This window comes from Streptomyces sp. NBC_00887, from assembly GCF_045207585.1.
Window position 1 is genome coordinate 7,376,509 of record NZ_CP108788.1, and the last position, 16,979, is coordinate 7,393,487.

The following is a 16,979-nucleotide window of genomic DNA, read 5'->3' on the forward strand; positions in this document are numbered from 1 at the left end:
GTGGGGGTCACTTCGCGCCGAGAGCCTTCTGCAGCGCGGCCAGGTTGGACTTCATGACCTCGAGGTAGTCAGCGCCCTTGGAGGAGTCCGTGATTCCCTCCAGCGGGTCCAGGACGTCGGTCTTCAGCCCGAGATCCTTGGCCAGCGTCTTGGCGGTCCTGTCGCTGGCGAGCGTCTCGAAGAACACGGTGGTGGCCTTGTTCTTCGACGCCACGGCGTGGATCTCGTTGATCCGGGCGGGGCTGGGCTCGGCCTCGGGGTCGATGCCGGCGATTCCCTCCTGGGTCAGGCCGTAGCGCTCGGCGAGGTACCCGAAGGCGGAGTGGGTGGTGATGAAGGTCTTGGTGGCGGTGTTCCTCAGCCCGGTTTCGTACGTCGTGTTCAGCGCGTTCAGCTCGTTGACCAGGGCGTCCGTGTTCTTGCGGTAATCCGCGGCGTGGTCGGGGTCCGCCTTCTCCAGGGACTTGCCGACGCCCTTCGCGACCTCCGCGTACTTCACCGGGTCCAGCCAGATGTGCGGGTCGGTGCCCGCCTCCTCGCCCTCGTGCGCGTGCTCCTCGCCCTCCTCGTGCCCGTGGTCGTGACCCTCGACCTCGGCGCCGTGGTTCTCGAGCGTGGTGAGCTTGGCCGCGTCCACGGTGTTCTCGACCCCGGCCTGGCCGACCGCGTCGTCGACGGCCGGCTGGACGCCCTTGAGGAACAGGATGTAGTCGGCTTCGCTCAGGCCGCCGATCTGGCGCGGGGTGAGGTCCAGGTCGTGCGGCTCGACGCCCGGCTTGGTCAGCTGCGTGACCGAGACGTGCGTTCCGCCGATCCTCTCGGCCAGGAACTGCATCGGGTAGAAGGACGCCACCACGTTCAGCTTGTCGCCGCCCGCGCTGTCGGCCGCGTCGGAGGAGGAGCATGCGGAGAGCGCGGTGAGGCCGAGGGCGACTGCTCCGGCGACGGCGGTCGTGGGTATGAGGCGGCGTACGTTCATGACAGTCATTTTCAACAAAACTGGAAACGATTGTCAACAAGGCCGATGAGATGCCCGGATCACAGTCCGGATCCCGTTAACCCCCCGCCGATTTGATCCAAGGGGTGCGCCCGCCGGTAATCTGAAGCATTCACCCGCCCGTCACCCGACCACCGCCCCCCCATCGAGGCGCTTTGCGCCGCCCCTGTCCCATTTCGCCGTCGCAATGAAGAGAGCACCGTGGCCGCCGACAAGATCGACACCATCGTCAGCCTGAGCAAGCGCCGTGGCTTCGTCTACCCCTGCAGTGAGATCTACGGGGGCCAGAAGGCCGCCTGGGACTACGGGCCGCTGGGCGTCGAGCTGAAGGAGAACCTCAAGCGCCAGTGGTGGCGCTACATGGTCACTTCGCGCGAGGACGTCGTCGGCATTGACTCCTCGGTCATCCTGGCCCCCGAGGTCTGGGTCGCCTCCGGCCATGTCGCCACCTTCTCCGACCCGCTCACCGAGTGCACCTCCTGTCACAAGCGCTACCGGGCCGACCACCTGGAGGAGACGTACGAGGAGAAGCACGGCAAGCCGCCCGTCAACGGCCTCGCCGACCTCAACTGCCCCAACTGCGGCAACAAGGGCACGTTCACCGAGCCCAAGCAGTTCTCCGGCCTCCTCTCCACGCACCTCGGCCCGACCCAGGACTCCGGCTCCGTCGCCTACCTGCGTCCCGAGACCGCCCAGGGCATCTTCACCAACTTCGGTCAGGTGCAGCAGACTTCGCGCAAGAAGCCGCCGTTCGGCATCGCGCAGATGGGCAAGTCCTTCCGGAACGAGATCACTCCGGGCAACTTCATCTTCCGCACGCGCGAGTTCGAGCAGATGGAGATGGAGTTCTTCGTCAAGCCGGGCGAGGACGAGCAGTGGCAGGAGTACTGGATGGAGCAGCGCTGGAACTGGTACACCGGCCTGGGCCTGCGCGAGGAGAACATGCGGTGGTTCGAGCACCCGCAGGAGAAGCTCTCCCACTACTCCAAGCGCACAGCTGACATCGAGTACCGCTTCCGCTTCGGCGGCAGCGAGTGGGGCGAGCTCGAGGGCGTCGCCAACCGCACGGACTACGACCTCAAGGCGCACTCCAAGGCCTCCGGCACGGACCTGTCGTACTTCGACCAGGAAAAGGGCGAGCGCTACACGCCGTACGTCATCGAGCCGGCGGCCGGTGTCGGCCGTTCGCTGCTCGCCTTCCTCCTCGACGCCTACAACGAGGACGAGGCCCCCAACGCCAAGGGCGTCATGGAGAAGCGCGCCGTGATGCGTCTCGACCCGCGTCTGGCGCCGGTCAAGGTCGCGGTCCTGCCGCTGTCCCGCAACCCGCAGCTGTCGCCCAAGGCCAAGGGCCTCGCCGCGGACCTGCGGAAGAACTGGAACATCGAGTTCGACGACGCGGGCGCCATCGGCCGCCGCTACCGGCGTCAGGACGAGATCGGTACGCCGTTCTGCGTCACCGTCGACTTCGACACCCTCGACGACAACGCGGTGACCGTGCGCGAGCGCGACACCATGAAGCAGGAGCGCGTCTCCCTGGACCAGATCCAGGGCTACCTCGGCTCCCGCCTGCTGGGCTGCTGAGCACGCGCAGCTTGATAACGAAGCCCCCGGTTCCCGCGCAGGGAGCCGGGGGCTTCGTGCACACTGGGCGCACTCGTCCACAGGAGGCCAGGATGCCGTCCATGACCACGAGCAAGGTCAGCAGATGGGACCAGCACGGACGTGAACACGTCGTCCACGTCCGGAAGTCGGGGATGCAGAGGCAGCTGACCTGCGACACCTGCGGGTGGCGCAAGGGCGCGCAGTTCCTGCCGTGGCTGAAGGCCGAGGAGCACCTCGCCGGGTCCCACCAGGCGACGGTCGACCCGAGCGCCTGAGACACTCCCCGTCCCGCGGCCGGAAATCGGGTGATGAGTCGCTCCGGGCCGAGGTACCTTTTTCGGTATGTCTTCGTTCTTCCAGATCTACGAGTGAGAGCGCGACGGGCCCGCGGGCCCGTCGCCCACCGAATCGATCCCTGAGATCCCTGATCTCTTCAGACTCACTTCTCACCACGAATGGGAGAACCCCGTGGCCAAGAGCCGCAACAACCTCCTCGGTGTGGGCGGACAGCGCAAGAAGCTGTCCCGCGCCGAGCAGCAGGGCGCGGGCCCCGCGCGCGACGCCGACCGCCGGACCGCCGCCGAGCAGAAGCAGGAGCTGGTGCGCAAGATGCGTGAGCGCGCCGAGGGCTCCGGCTCCGCCCAGGCGGACGCCTCCTCGGACGCCTCCTCGGAGCAGGACGGCCAGGCGGCACAGAGCTGACGTACCGGTACGACAGTGGGCCCGGATCACCACGGTGATCCGGGCCCACCTCGTTCCTCACCCGACGGCACGGGGCAGCCGCAGGCTCAGCAGGGTCGTCAGCACGACCGCCGCCAGCTGCACCAGCAGCGTCACCACGAGCGCGTCCCGCATTCCCGCACCCGGCGCCAGCGCGAGGAACGGCGTCCCGGGCGTCGCCACCCCCAGCGCCAGGGCGGCCTGCTGCGTCGTCGTCATCACTCCGCCGCCCACCCCGGCCCGCTCCGCGGGTACGTCGGACAGCACGATGCGGAACAGGACGGGCAGCTGCAGCCCCTGCCCCAGCCCGGCGATCGCGACACCCGGCAGCAGCCCCAGGGGCCCGAGGTCCGGCCGGCCCCGCCACACGGCGAGAGCCAGCACCACGACGCCCACGCCCTGGATGATCCCGCCGGCCGTCACGACCCGGCTGCCGAACCGGCGTACCAGCCGGGGACCGGCCAGCGAGGCCGCGAAGAAGGCCGCGGCCATGGGCGCCAGCGACAGCCCCGCCGCTGCCGGGCTCATCCTCAGCCCCTGCTGGAGGGCCACGGCGATGACGAACATGAAGCCGCCGAAGCCGATCGAGAACGGCACCACCAGCGCCGGACCGCGCCGCAGGGACTCCAGCCGCAGCAGGCTCGGCGGCACCAGCGGGGTCGGCCCGCGCGCGTCGGCCCGCCGCTCCACCCGGTAGAAGGCGTACGCGGTGAAGGGGAACAGCCCCAGCGAGACCCAGGTCCGCAGCGGCCGGCCCGCCGCACGCCCCTCGGTCAGCAGGCCCGTGACATCCACGTGTCCCCGCAGGTCCTCGACGCGCTGGCCCGCGCGCTCCTGCTGGACCCCGGCGAGCGCTCCCACCTCTTCGCCCTCGCCGGCGCCGTCGACCCCGCGCCCGGCTCCCGCTGCGCCGGAGTCACCCCGGCCCTCGAAGCACTGCTCACGCAACTTGAGCCCTACCCGGCCTGCATCCAGAACAGCAGGTACGACATCCTCGCCTGCAACCGCGCCTACGGGCGGCTGCTGTGCGACCTGGACGCCGTCGCTCCCGAGGACCGCAACTGCATGCTCCTCGCCTACACCGACGAGGACTGGCGCGCCTCCGTGGTCGACCTGGCGGAGATGCGCCGGGTGATGGCGGCCAAGTTCCGCGGTGCCATGGCGGAGCACCTGGCCGAACCGGCCTGGAAGACGCTGCTGAGCCGCCTGGAGGCCGCCTCCCCGGAGTTCGGTGAGATCTGGGCCCGGCACGAGGTCATGGGCCCCGGAGGGCGGGCCAAGCTGTTCCGCAACGCCCGGGTGGGGCTGCTCCGTCTCGACCACACCGACCTCTGGCTCGGCCCGTCGGCGGGTCCCCGCCTCGTGACGTACGTCCCCGCCGACGAGGAGTCCCGGCGGGGGCTCGAACGCCTGCCGGCCCTGTCTCCGGCGCGAGCCTGAACCGACGGCATCCCGAGCCCCGTCCCGCGTACGCGACAATGGATGGATGACCACGCTCGCCCCCGCCCTCCCGCTGCTCCGGATCGGCCCGCACACCGTGCAGCCGCCGGTCGTGCTCGCACCCATGGCCGGCATCACCAACGCCCCGTTCCGCACCCTGTGCCGTGAGTTCTCCGGCGGCAAGGGGCTGTTCGTCAGCGAGATGATCACCACCCGGGCGCTGGTCGAGCGCAACGAGAAGACCATGCAGCTCATCCACTTCGACGCGAGCGAGACCCCGCGCTCCATCCAGCTGTACGGAGTCGACCCGGTCACCGTCGGCAAGGCGGTCCGCATGATCGTCGAGGAGAACCTCGCCGATCACATCGACCTCAACTTCGGCTGCCCCGTCCCCAAGGTCACCCGCAAGGGCGGCGGCTCAGCGCTCCCGTACAAGCGGCCCCTGCTGCGGGCGATCCTCCGCGAGGCCGTGGCCGGCGCGGGCGACCTGCCGGTCACCATCAAGATGCGCAAGGGCATCGACGAGGACCACATGACCTACCTCGACGCGGGCCGCATCGCCGTCGAGGAGGGCATCACGGCCGTCGCCCTGCACGGCAGGACCACCGCCCAGCACTACGGCGGCACCGCGGACTGGGACGCGATCGCGCGCCTCAAGGAGCACGTCCCCGAGATCCCCGTCCTCGGCAACGGGGACATCTGGTGCGCGGACGACGCCCTGCGGATGATGCGCGAGACGGGCTGCGACGGCGTGGTCGTCGGCCGCGGCTGCCTGGGGCGTCCCTGGCTCTTCGGTGACCTCGTCAGTGCCTTCGAGGGTACGCGGACCAGGCAGGCGCCGGCCCTGCGCGAGGTCGCGGACGTCATGCTGCGCCACGCGACGCTGCTGGGGGAGTGGATCGGCGACGAGACCCGGGGCGTGATCGACTTCCGTAAGCACGTCGCCTGGTACCTCAAGGGCTTCGCGGTCGGCTCGGAGATGCGCAGGAAGCTGGCGGTCACCTCCTCGCTGGAGGAGCTGGGAGGGCAGCTGCAGGAGCTGGAGCTGGACCAGCCGTGGCCGGACGGCGCGGACGGCCCTCGCGGGCGTACGTCCGGCAACAACCGGGTGGCGCTGCCCGACGGATGGCTCAAGGACCCCTACGACTGCGCGGGCGTGAGCGCCGATGCGGAGCTGGACACCTCCGGGGGCTGAGCTCCGCAGCACGGGGCACGGAGTGCCCAACTTCTGGCTCGCTCGTTTGAGCGGGCTTTTGGGTGTGATTCGACGCGAGGTGAGCATGTGTGTGGCCCTTCGGAGGTCCACACTCACGTTCTGTGCTCTAAAAGTGATCACTGGGTGACCATTCGCCGTCTCTGCGGCGTCCGGATGATGACATCTGAGCGGGCTCGAGGGCGTGATTCTCGCCACCCTTGAGGGAGGGATGGCTCAGATGAGCACTCCGTTACCGGCTGTACTTCTCAAATGATGGCACTGGGTGCCAGGCGACTTTACTTTGATCGATCGACGCAACCGCTACGCTCTGTTGGTGAAGGAGTGTTTTCCGGGTGCTCTAGGTAGTCATTGATTCAAGAAGTGAACGAGAGTCATGGTCCGGTCGGCCTCGCGCACCACTTTCGATCTGCTGGCGGACGGGTGGTTGAGACCTCATGACGCGCAAGTGGACGTACCCAGACACCTTCGATCTGGGTATGTTCCTCGCCGTCAGGGCAGCCACCGCGTCCTCGAGGAGTCGAGACCCGTGTCGGAAAACAAAGATCCCCAGAAGTTCGTCTACGACTTCACCGAGGGCAACAAGGAGCTCAAGGACCTTCTGGGCGGCAAGGGTGCGAACCTCGCCGAGATGACCAATCTCGGGCTGCCGGTCCCTCCCGGCTTCACCATCACCACCGAGGCGTGCAAGGTCTACCTCGACAGTGGTGACGAGCCGGCCGAGCTGCGCGACGAGGTCAGTGCGCACCTCACGGCGCTCGAGGAGCGGATGGGCAAGAAGCTCGGCCAGGCCGACGATCCGCTGCTGGTCTCCGTGCGCTCCGGGGCCAAGTTCTCGATGCCGGGCATGATGGACACGGTCCTCAACATCGGCCTCTCCGACGCCTCGGTCGTCGGGCTCACCGCCCAGTCCGGTGACGAGCGCTTCGCCTGGGACTCGTACCGCCGCCTCATCCAGATGTTCGGCAAGACGGTCCTCGGGGTCGACGGCGACCTCTTCGAGGAGGCGCTGGAGGCGGCGAAGGAGGCCAAGGGCGTCACCGTCGACGTGGACCTCGACGCGGCCGACCTCAAGAAGCTCGTCAAGCAGTTCAAGAAGATCGTCGACCGGGATGCCGGACGCGACTTCCCGCAGGACCCCCGCGAGCAGATGGACCTGGCCATAAAGGCCGTCTTCGACTCGTGGAACACGGACCGGGCGAAGCTCTACCGCCGCCAGGAGCGCATCCCCGGCGACCTCGGCACGGCCGTCAACATCTGCTCGATGGTCTTCGGCAACCTGGGTCCCGACTCGGGTACGGGCGTCGCCTTCACCCGTGACCCGGCCAGCGGCCACCAGGGCGTGTACGGCGACTACCTGCAGAACGCGCAGGGCGAGGACGTCGTGGCGGGCATCCGCAACACGGTGCCGCTCGCGGACCTGGAGTCGATCGACAAGGCGTCGTACGACCAGCTGATGAAGATCATGGAGACGCTGGAGACCCACTACAAGGATCTCTGCGACATCGAGTTCACCATCGAGCGCGGTCAGCTCTGGATGCTCCAGACCCGGGTCGGCAAGCGCACCGCCGGTGCCGCCTTCCGGATCGCCACCCAGCTCGTCGACCAGGGCCTCATCGACGAGGCCGAGGCGCTCCAGCGCGTCAACGGCGCCCAGCTCGCGCAGCTGATGTTCCCGCGCTTCGACGACGCGGCCAGCACCGTGCTCCTGGGCCGTGGCATCGCCGCGTCGCCGGGTGCGGCCGTCGGAAAGGCCGTCTTCGACTCGTACACCGCGGTCAAGTGGTCGCGGTCCGGCGAGAAGGTCATCCTCATCCGCCGGGAGACCAACCCGGACGACCTCGACGGCATGATCGCCGCCGAAGGCATCCTCACCTCGCGCGGCGGCAAGACCTCGCACGCCGCCGTCGTCGCACGCGGCATGGGCAAGACCTGTGTCTGCGGCGCCGAGGACATCGAGGTCGACACCAAGCGCCGCAGGCTCACCGTAGGCGACACGGTCGTCGAGGAGGGCGACCTCGTCTCGGTCGACGGCTCCACCGGCAAGGTCTACCTCGGTGAGGTCCCCGTCGTGCCGTCCCCGGTCGTCGAGTACTTCGAGGGCCGGATGCACGCGGGTGCCGACGACGCCGACGAGCTGGTCGCCGCCGTGCACCGGATCATGGCGTACGCGGACCGGGTGCGCCGTCTGCGCGTGCGGGCGAACGCGGACAACGCCGAGGACGCCTCACGGGCCCGTCGCTTCGGCGCCCAGGGCATCGGCCTGTGCCGCACCGAGCACATGTTCCTCGGCGAGCGCCGCGAGATGGTCGAGAAGCTGATCCTCGCGGACACCGACGACGAGCGCGAGGACGCCCTGGCCGCGCTCCTGCCGCTCCAGAAGGCCGACTTCATCGAGCTGTTCGAGTCGATGGACGGGCTGCCCGTCACCGTCCGGCTGCTCGACCCGCCGCTGCACGAGTTCCTGCCCGACATCACCGAGCTCTCCGTACGGGTCGCGCTCGCCGAGTCCCGCAAGGACGCCAACGAGAACGACCTGCGCCTGCTGCAGGCCGTGCACAAGCTGCACGAGCAGAACCCGATGCTGGGGCTGCGCGGCGTCCGGCTCGGCCTGGTCATCCCGGGTCTGTTCGCGATGCAGGTCCGCGCGATCGCGGAAGCGGCGGCGCAGCGCAAGAACGCGAAGGGCGACCCGCGCCCCGAAATCATGATTCCGCTCGTCGGCACGGTCCAGGAGCTTGAGATCGTCCGCGAGGAGGCCGACCAGGTGATCGCCGAGGTCGAGGCGGCCACCGGTACGGAGCTGAAGCTGACCATCGGCACGATGATCGAGCTGCCGCGCGCCGCGCTGACCGCCGGTCAGATCGCCGAGGCCGCGCAGTTCTTCTCCTTCGGCACGAACGACCTCACCCAGACGGTGTGGGGATTCTCCCGCGACGACGTGGAGGCCTCGTTCTTCACCGCGTACCTGGAGAAGGGCATCTTCGGTGTGTCGCCGTTCGAGACGATCGACAAGGACGGCGTCGGCGCGCTCGTGCGCAGCGCCGTGGAGGCCGGCCTGGCCACCCGCCCGGACCTCAAACTCGGTGTCTGCGGTGAGCACGGCGGTGATCCGGAGTCGGTGCACTTCTTCCACGAGGTGGGCCTGGACTACGTCTCCTGCTCGCCGTTCCGCATCCCGGTGGCGAGGCTCGAGGCGGGCCGCGCCGCTGCCGGTTCGCAGGGCAGCGACAGCCGCTGAGCGCACGACCGGCCGACTGACACCTGCGACCACGACTCCGTGGCCGCCGTCGGATCATCCGTACCCTCAACGATCCGACGGCGGCTCCGGAGAACCCGGAAGCGGCGGCACCCTGTGCGGGGGTGCCGCCGCTTCGTCATGTGAATTACGAACCATTGAAGGTTGTTGAGGGTTGTTGCTTTTCTTCGTTCGGTGAGCAAATTCCTGCCGAACGGACCGGGGTGCGGTCCATGGATCCCCACCCATGGACCGCACCCGGCTTACCCCCGTCGGGTACGGAGCCGCACCGTCGCACACCGCCGCCGAGCGAGCAAAGCCCCCCACGGCCCTCACCCGCTCATTCGGTGGCGCCGGATGCGTACCCGACGTCGTACAGCTTTTCGGTTGACGAGGGTGCGGGCGAGACGTTTCAACTGTGGCCGAAACCCCGTGGTGACGTCCTGTGACGATATGCATACCCTTCGATGGGGGCGATTGCGGTTGCAACAGTGGGGGTTCGGTGCTTCGTATCCATGTGTCCGGAGAGGACCTTTCCCGAGTGCGGATGGCCGCCAGGCCGGACGCAATGTGGGAAACCATTCTCAGTTTTCACCGACTGAGGGACAGGAGGGGTTCCACGGTCTTCGGGAAATGGCGCAGTGAATCCCGGACCCGGTTGAACGGTGAAACGCATCTGCTCTCCGCGGTCGTTCCGCCCCGCGGCTATTTCCCCGACTTCCTGACGCCGACGCAGGAAGTCGCCGAGCCTTTCGGTCTGGACGCGGGAATGGAGGCAATGCGCGACACCCCCGTGGAACGCCTCCACGGCGAACTGGCCCTGCTGGCCGGAAACCGCCCCCGCCCGCAGCGGTCGCCGGGCGGCGGCAGAACCCCCGCGGCACTGCTGGACGCGCTCGCCGAGGGGCGTACGGAACCGCTGGGACGCCTCATAGCCGCCCTGCGCAGCTACCACCGCGCCGCCGTCGAGCCGTACTGGCAGCACGTCCGGGCGAGCGTCGAGGCGGACCGGGCCGTCCGGGGCCGCGCGCTGCTGGACGGCGGCACGGACGAGCTCCTGTCGACCCTGCCGCCCATGATCCGCTGGCGGGAGCCGGTGCTGGAGGCGGACTATCCGGTGGACCGCGAGTTGCACCTGGACGGGCGGGGCCTGCTCCTGCAGCCCTCGTTCTTCTGTCGTGGCACCCCGGTCGTCTACCGGGACCCGCACCTCCCGCCGGTCCTCGTCTACCCGGTCACCCACCGGGCCGCCCCGGCCTTCGCCGAGCCGGGCCCCTGGCTGGGACGGCTCGTCGGGCACACCCGCTCCGCCGTACTGCGGGCCATAGGCAACGGCTGCACGACGAGCGAGCTGGCCCGCAGGACCGGGGTGTCCCTGGCCTCGGCGAGCCAGCACGCCTGCGTGCTGCGCGAGGCCGGCCTGGTCCTGACCCTGCGCCACGGCAGCTCGGTCCTGCACACCCTCACCCCGCTGGGCGACTCACTGCTCAGGGGCGGTGCCCCGCTCGCGATGTCCTGACGGGTCGGGCGTCCCGGGAGCCGTCACGGACCGGTGCGGACGCTCGCCCGGGGATGAAATCCGCCGTGGGCGATGAGTTCTGCCGGGCGCTGCCGTCCACCTCTCGAAAGCGCGCGAAACGAGCGCCACGGAGCACGCGAAGTGCGGGGACGGAAGAGCGGAATCATGCCTCAGTCTCAGATGATCTTCGTGAACCTGCCGGTCAAGGACCTGGAGACGAAGAAGAAATTCTTCGGGAAACTCGGCTTCGGCTTCAACCCGCAGTTCAGCGACGAGACGACCGCCTGTCTGGTCATCAGCGACGCGATCTTCGCCATGCTCATCAGCGAGCCCCGCTTCAAGGAGTTCACCAAGAAGGAGATCGCCGACGCGTCGAAGACGACGGAGGTCCTCATCGCCCTGAGCGCGGACAGCAGGGCCGAGGTCGACGAGATGGCGGACGCCGCCCTCGCCGTGGGCGGGTCCCCGGCCAACGAGCCCATGGACATGGGCTTCATGTACGGCCGTTCCTTCCAGGACCCGGACCACCACATCTGGGAGGTCGTGTGGATGGACCCGGCGGCGGCCGGAAGCGGCGGCCAGGCCTGATGGCCGACGGCCGGGAGAACAGCCCCACGGCGCCTGAAGGGCGACGTGGGGCCGCGGTTCCGCTCAGCTGCGGAACGGCCCCGTGACCTCGTAGGTGATGCCGCCGGAGGAGCTCCCGCTCGTCCCGCGCTGCGAGGAGAAGTAGAGCCGCCTGCCGTCCGGGGAGAAGGCGGGGCCGGTGATCTCCGAGCCGGACTGCCCACCGACCCGCAGGAACGGCGCGACGGTGTCGTCCGGGGTGATCAGGCAGATCTCCAGGTTCCCACCGTCCTCGGCGACGTACAGGTCGCCCGAGACGGACCGGGTGACGTTGTCCACCCCGGTCAGCGGGGCGCTGCCGCCGGTGACGAGCGAGTCGTCGTAGGCGAGCGAGATGCTGGACGCGTCGGCGTCGTACGCCCACACCCGGTTGTCGCCCTTCGTGGTGAACCAGCAGGTGCCCGCCGCGTAGAAGCAGCCCTCACCGCCGTTGAACACCTTGGCGCCGGAGACCTGGTACCGGGTCAGGGTCGGCGAGCCGTCCGGGTCGGGGACCGTGGTCCAGGTCACCGGGCCCGAGGTGCCGGAGCCCGCCACCAGGACCTGCAGGGTGCCGGCGGACAGATTGCCCCAGGTGGTGGGGCGGAAGCGGTAGAAGCGGCCGTCCGTCTCGTCCTCGGTGAGGTAGACGTACCCGTGGTCGGGGTCGGCGGCAGCCGCCTCGTGCTTGAAACGGCCCAGGGCGGGCCGCTGGACGGCCGCGTTCACACCCCAGGGGTCCGTCTCGTAGACGAAGCCGCGGCTGACCTCCTCGCAGGACAGCCAGGTGTTCCACGGGGTCCGGCCGCCCGCGCAGTTGTTGTTCGTACCGGACAGGATCCGGTAGGCGCCGGTGACGGTCCCGGAGGAGTTGAAGCGGACCGCGCTCGCCCCGCCGCCGCTGCCCGAGGAGACCTCGGCGTTGGAGACGTAGATCCAGCCGCTGCCGTCGGTGAACGTGGCACCGCCGTCGGGCGCGCTGTGCCAGGCGTACGAGGTGCCGGGGACGGTCTGCCCCGAACGGGCGATGATCCTGCTGGTGAAACCGCTCGGCAGCAGGATGCCGTTGCTGTTGGCGGCCTGCAGCGCGCCGTAGGGTCCTGCGGCCGGCTGGGCGGGGTCGGCGAAGGCGGCACCCCGCCACAGGGTGCCGCCGAAGGCCGCCGCCGACGTACCGATCACCGCTGTGCGCAAGAAGGTCCGACGTTCCACGATCACTCCACGGGTGACGTGAGGGCCCGCCGGTCCGGTCGGCCCGGCGGGGCGAACGTCAGGACAGTAGAGGGACGCAGTTGACGGAGCGTCAACAGGCGGTGAACGGATCGGGATCAGTCCGCGCGGACCGCGAAGACCGGCACGCTGACCTCGTCGTCGTCCAGGCACGAGCCCGTCTCCAGGTCGAAGCGCTGCTTCAGCAGCGGCGACGCCACGAACGGCCGCCCCGCCGCGGAGCCGATCAGGCCCCGGGAGAGGACGTACGCGCCGGTGAACGGGTCGCGGTTGTCGATCGCGTACGCCCGCCCCGACCGGTCCACGAACAGCGCGACCTGCCGGCCGTCCGGAAGGAGGGCCGCCACACCGCGCCCCGGGGTCAGCAGGTCGCGGTCGCAGACCGTGAGCCAGCCGTCCCCGTCCGCGAGCTGGATCGTCCGGGTGTCCTGCGCCGTGTCCAGAGTCTGGGTCGTCATCAGGAGGGAGTCCCTTCGAGAGTGCGGATGGCGAGTACGGGGCCCGCGAGGATGTCCAGGTCGGGCTTGACCTGGTCGCGCTCGGGGACGAACTTCACCGAGGGGTCGGGTGCGTCGGGGGCGTTGACGAAGGTCACGAAGCGGCGCAGCCGCTCCGGGTCGTTGATGGTCTCGGCCCACTCGTCGCGGTAGCCGCGGACGTGGTCGGCCATCAGCCGCTCCAGCTCGTCGCAGAGGCCCAGCGAGTCGTGGACGACGACGTCCCGTACGTGTTCCAGGCCGCCCTCGATCCGGTCCAGCCAGGTCGAGGTGCGCTCCAGCCGGTCCGCCGTACGGATGTAGAACATCAGGAACCGGTCGATGAGACGGACCAGTTCGGCGTCGGACAGGTCCTGGGCCAGCAGGTCGGCGTGGCGCGGTGTGGCGCCGCCGTTGCCTCCGACGTAGAGGTTCCAGCCCTGCGCCGTGGCGATGATCCCGAAGTCCTTGCCGCGGGCCTCCGCGCACTCGCGGGCGCAGCCGGAGACCGCCGACTTCAGCTTGTGCGGCGAGCGCAGGCCCCGGTAGCGCAGCTCCAGGTCGATGGCCATCTTCACCGAGTCCTGCACGCCGTAGCGGCACCAGGTCTGCCCCACACAGGACTTCACCGTGCGCAGCGACTTCCCGTACGCGTGCCCCGACTCGAAGCCGGCGTCCACCAGGCGGGTCCAGATCAGCGGGAGCTGGTCGACGCGGGCGCCGAACAGGTCGATCCGCTGGCCACCGGTGATCTTCGTGTAGAGGCCGAAGTCCCGGGCCACCTCGCCGATCACGATCAGCTTCTCCGGGGTGATCTCACCGCCCGGGATGCGCGGCACGATCGAGTAGGAGCCGTTGCGCTGGAGGTTGGCGAGGAAGTGGTCGTTGGTGTCCTGCAGGGCCGCCTGCTCGCCGTCCAGGACGTAGCCGCTCGCACCGACCGTCGGCGCCAGCGAGGCGATGATCGAACCGACCGTCGGCTTGCAGACCTCGCAGCCGTCACCGCCCTTGGCCTCGTCGCGGCCGTGCGAGTCCAGCAGACCGGCGTACGTCGTGACACCCAGGGTGCGGACGATCTCGTACAGCTCGCTGCGGGTGTACGCGAAGCAGCCGCACAGGCCCTGGTCCTCGGGCTGCGGCAGCAGCTGTCCGATGACCTTGACGCAGCTTCCGCAGCCCGTGCCCGCCTTGGTGCACTTCTTCACCTCGGGCAGCGTGGTGTGCTCGCAGATCGCGCCCTTGGTCACGTTGTGGCAGGAGCAGATCACGGCCTCGTCGGGCAGTGAGGACGGGCCGAGCGTGACCGGGCCGCCCGCGCCGGCCGGCAGCACCAGCTGCTCCGGGGCGACCGGCAGGACCGTGCCCGTCATCGGCCGCAGCGTGCCGTACTGGTCGGCGTCCCCGACCAGGACCCCGCCGAGCAGCGTGCCGTCCCGGCCGATCACCAGCTTCTTGTAGACGCCCGAGCGGGAGTCCGAATAGACCACGTCGAGGCAGCCCTCGGCCGCGCCGTGCGCGTCACCGAACGAGGCGACGTCCACACCGAGCAGCTTCAACTTGGTCGACAGGTCGGCGCCGGTGAACGAGGCCGCGTTGCCCGCGATCACCTCGGCGACCGCCAGCGCCATCTCGTAGCCCGGCGCCACCAGCCCGTACACCCGGCCGTCCGAGGCCAGCGCGCACTCACCGATCGCGAACACGGAACTGTCCGAGGTGCGGCACTCCTCGTCGATGATGACGCCGCCGCGCGGGCCGACCGCCAGGCCGCAGTCGCGGGCCAGCTGGTCCCGGGGGCGTACACCGGCGGAGAAGACGACGAGGTCGGTGGCGAGCGAGGAGCCGTCGGAGAGCGACATGCCGTTGACCCGGCCGTCCTCGCCCGCGGTGACCTCCTGGGTCCCGACGCCCGTGTGGACGGAGAGCCCCATGTCCTCGATCGTGCGCAGCAGGGCCGCGCCGCCGCCGTCGTCCACCTGGACCGGCATCAGCCGGGGCGCGAACTCCACGACGTGCGTGCTGAGTCCGAGGCCCTTCAGGGCGCCCGCGGCCTCCAGGCCGAGCAGCCCGCCGCCGACCACCGCGCCGGTCGTCGCGGTCTTCGCGTACTCCTCGATCGCGAGGAGGTCCTCGATGGTGCGGTAGACGAAACAGCCCTCGGTGTCCTTGCCGGGAACCGGCGGCACGAAGGGGTACGAGCCGGTGGCCAGCACCAGCGTGTCGTACGAGAACGTCTGCCCGGAGCGCGCGGTGACCGTGCGCGCCTCGCGGTCGACGCTCTCCGCCGGGTCGCCGACGTGCAGCTCCATTCCGTGCCGCGCCATGAAGTCCGGCTCGACGAGCGAGAGGTCCTCCGGCGTCTTCCCGGAGAAGTAGGAGGTCAGCTGCACCCGGTCGTAGGCGGGGCGGGGCTCCTCGCAGAGGACGACGACCCGGGCGGTACCCGCGGCGGCCGTCAGCCCGCGGTCGGCGAGCGCTTCCAGGAACCGCTGGCCGACCATGCCGTGCCCGACGACCACGATCGTCGGCACGCCTGCGGTGGGGGCGGTCGGGGGAGTGGACACCGGCATCAGAAGCCTCCGTCGTTGGTGAGCAGGTGGAGCAGGGACATGTCGGCGGGGAGGGGCTCGTCGTCCTGCCAGGTCCGGGCGAGGGTGCCGACCGCGGCGAGATCGCCGAACAGCACCCCGCCGGCCAGCCGGTCGCCCCGGACGACGACCGTGCGGTACGCGCCCCGGGTGGCGTCGGCCAGCCGGATCACGTCGTCGCCGGGCATCGGACGGGAGTCACCGAAGGCCGCCAGGTCGAGACCGCCCGGAGCACCGGCGACACCGGCGGCGACAGGGACGGCGGCGGGGGAGCGCAGGGTGAGCCGGGTCAGGGCCCTGGTGCCCTCGTAGCGGGCGGAGCCGCCGGCCAGCACCCCGGCCAGCACGTCCGCCTGTTCCAGCGCGGCGCCCGCCAGCCCGTACACGGTGCCGCGGTGCTCGGCACAGTCGCCGACCGCGTGGATGTACGGGTCCGAGGTGCGCAGTTCGTCGTCGACGACGACGCCCTTGCGGACGTCGAGCCCGGCAGCCTGCGCCAGCCCCGTCCTGGGGCGGACCCCGCAGGCCAGCACCGTGATCTCGGCCTCCAGCTCGTAGCCGTCGGCGAGCTCCACGGCGCGGACCGCGGGGGTGGCCCCGTCGGTGCAGCGCAGACCGCGCACCCGGCACTCGGTGTGCACCTCGACGCCGAGGGCCTCCAGGTGGCGCCGCAGCAGTCCGGCCGACTCGGCGTCCAGCTGCCGCTCCATGAGGTGCTCGCCCTGCTGGGCCAGCACCACCTGGGCGCCGCACTCGGCCAGCGCACGGGCCGCGGAGACTCCGAGGAGCCCGCCGCCGATGACGACGGCGCGCACTCCGGGGCGTACGGCGGCGCGCAGGGCCAGGCAGTCGTCGAGGGTGCGGAAGGGATGCACCCCGTCCGGCAGCATGTGGCCGAGGCCCCGCAGCGGCGGCAGCACCGGGTTGGAGCCGGTGGCAAGCACCAGGCGCTCGTACCCGATGACGCTTCCGTCGTCGCAGTGCACCAGCCGGTCCGCCCGGTCGATCCGTACGACCCGCACCCCGCGCCGCACCTCGGCGGGCGGCAGCGCGATGACGTCGGGCTCGTACCGTCCGGCGAGCACCTCGGCGAGCAGCACCCTGTTGTACGGTGCGTGCTCCTCCTCGCCGATGACGGTGACACCGGGGACCCGGGCGGCGAGCCGTGCGCCCGCCATCCCGGCGCCGATCACCACCACACGCGCCGTGTTCCCGCTCTGTGTCCTCATGACAAAGAGACTGCGGGGCCGGTGTTACCCGACCGCATCCCTCCTGTTTCCCGGGAGGAACCTTGCGCTCAGCGCGCACGGACTCCCTCTGTGAGGGCCGGGGCAACTGGTTGGACTGGGC

Annotated in this window: 13 protein-coding genes and 1 pseudogene; 8 read left to right on the forward strand and 6 right to left on the reverse strand. The window is 70.1% G+C overall.

All coding sequences use genetic code 11. The features are described from left to right. Positions 1–7: 7 nt before the first annotated feature. A complete protein-coding gene (locus OG844_RS33590; protein ID WP_406395452.1) occupies positions 8–979 on the reverse strand; it encodes a metal ABC transporter substrate-binding protein in 972 nt (323 codons plus the stop codon). A gap of 219 nt (positions 980–1,198) precedes the next feature. Here OG844_RS33590 and OG844_RS33595 point away from each other — a divergent pair, with 219 nt between their 5' ends. From OG844_RS33595 to OG844_RS33605, 3 genes are all read left to right on the forward strand, one after another. Further along, positions 1,199–2,581, forward strand: a complete 1,383-nt coding sequence (locus OG844_RS33595; RefSeq protein WP_406395453.1) for a glycine--tRNA ligase — start codon at positions 1,199–1,201, stop codon at positions 2,579–2,581. Positions 2,582–2,673: 92 nt separating this feature from the next. Beyond that, complete coding sequence (locus tag OG844_RS33600) at positions 2,674–2,877, forward strand: hypothetical protein (protein WP_406395455.1); 204 nt, start codon at positions 2,674–2,676, stop codon at positions 2,875–2,877. Between the two features lie 193 nt (positions 2,878–3,070). Next, positions 3,071–3,304, forward strand: coding sequence for a DUF6243 family protein (locus tag OG844_RS33605; RefSeq protein WP_406395456.1), 234 nt, complete (start codon positions 3,071–3,073; stop codon positions 3,302–3,304). Between the two features lie 57 nt (positions 3,305–3,361). Here the strand turns inward: OG844_RS33605 and OG844_RS33610 are convergent, their stop codons facing one another. After that, on the reverse strand, positions 3,362–4,183 hold the full coding sequence (locus OG844_RS33610; RefSeq protein WP_406396352.1) for an MFS transporter: 822 nt from the start codon (positions 4,181–4,183) through the stop codon (positions 3,362–3,364). Here OG844_RS33610 and OG844_RS33615 point away from each other — a divergent pair. The 5 genes and pseudogenes from OG844_RS33615 to OG844_RS33635 all read left to right on the forward strand — a co-directional run. Then, positions 4,097–4,762, forward strand: a pseudogene (locus tag OG844_RS33615) (XRE family transcriptional regulator); the annotation flags it as partial. The gene OG844_RS33610 and the pseudogene OG844_RS33615 overlap by 87 nt on opposite strands. A 46-nt stretch (positions 4,763–4,808) precedes the next feature. Further along, on the forward strand, positions 4,809–5,957 hold the full coding sequence (gene dusB, locus OG844_RS33620; protein WP_406395458.1) for a tRNA dihydrouridine synthase DusB: 1,149 nt from the start codon (positions 4,809–4,811) through the stop codon (positions 5,955–5,957). A gap of 547 nt (positions 5,958–6,504) precedes the next feature. Continuing rightward, positions 6,505–9,216 carry a pyruvate, phosphate dikinase gene (gene ppdK / locus OG844_RS33625; RefSeq protein WP_406395459.1) on the forward strand — a complete coding sequence of 904 codons (2,712 nt, stop codon included), beginning with the start codon at positions 6,505–6,507 and terminating at the stop codon, positions 9,214–9,216. 499 nt (positions 9,217–9,715) lie between these two features. Beyond that, positions 9,716–10,732 (forward strand): ArsR/SmtB family transcription factor, encoded by a 1,017-nt coding sequence (locus OG844_RS33630; protein WP_406395460.1) that lies wholly within the window; start codon positions 9,716–9,718, stop codon positions 10,730–10,732. Between the two features lie 165 nt (positions 10,733–10,897). Continuing rightward, positions 10,898–11,320, forward strand: a complete 423-nt coding sequence (locus OG844_RS33635; RefSeq protein ID WP_406395461.1) for a VOC family protein — start codon at positions 10,898–10,900, stop codon at positions 11,318–11,320. Between the two features lie 63 nt (positions 11,321–11,383). On the opposite strand, the gene OG844_RS33640 is transcribed toward OG844_RS33635, so the two are convergent. The 4 genes from OG844_RS33640 to OG844_RS33655 form a co-directional block, all read right to left on the reverse strand. Beyond that, positions 11,384–12,550 (reverse strand): alkaline phosphatase PhoX, encoded by a 1,167-nt coding sequence (locus OG844_RS33640; RefSeq protein ID WP_406395463.1) that lies wholly within the window; start codon positions 12,548–12,550, stop codon positions 11,384–11,386. Between the two features lie 116 nt (positions 12,551–12,666). Further along, entirely contained in the window at positions 12,667–13,026 is a 360-nt protein-coding gene (nirD, locus tag OG844_RS33645; protein WP_406395464.1) for a nitrite reductase small subunit NirD, read from the reverse strand. Then, a complete protein-coding gene (nirB, locus tag OG844_RS33650) occupies positions 13,026–15,611 on the reverse strand; it encodes a nitrite reductase large subunit NirB (RefSeq protein ID WP_406395466.1) in 2,586 nt (861 codons plus the stop codon). The genes nirD and nirB overlap by 1 nt, the downstream gene beginning before the upstream one ends. Beyond that, positions 15,611–16,858 carry an NAD(P)/FAD-dependent oxidoreductase gene (locus tag OG844_RS33655; RefSeq protein ID WP_406395468.1) on the reverse strand — a complete coding sequence of 416 codons (1,248 nt, stop codon included), beginning with the start codon at positions 16,856–16,858 and terminating at the stop codon, positions 15,611–15,613. Before OG844_RS33655 ends, nirB begins: the two co-directional genes overlap by 1 nt. Between the last annotated feature and the right edge of the window lie 121 nt (positions 16,859–16,979).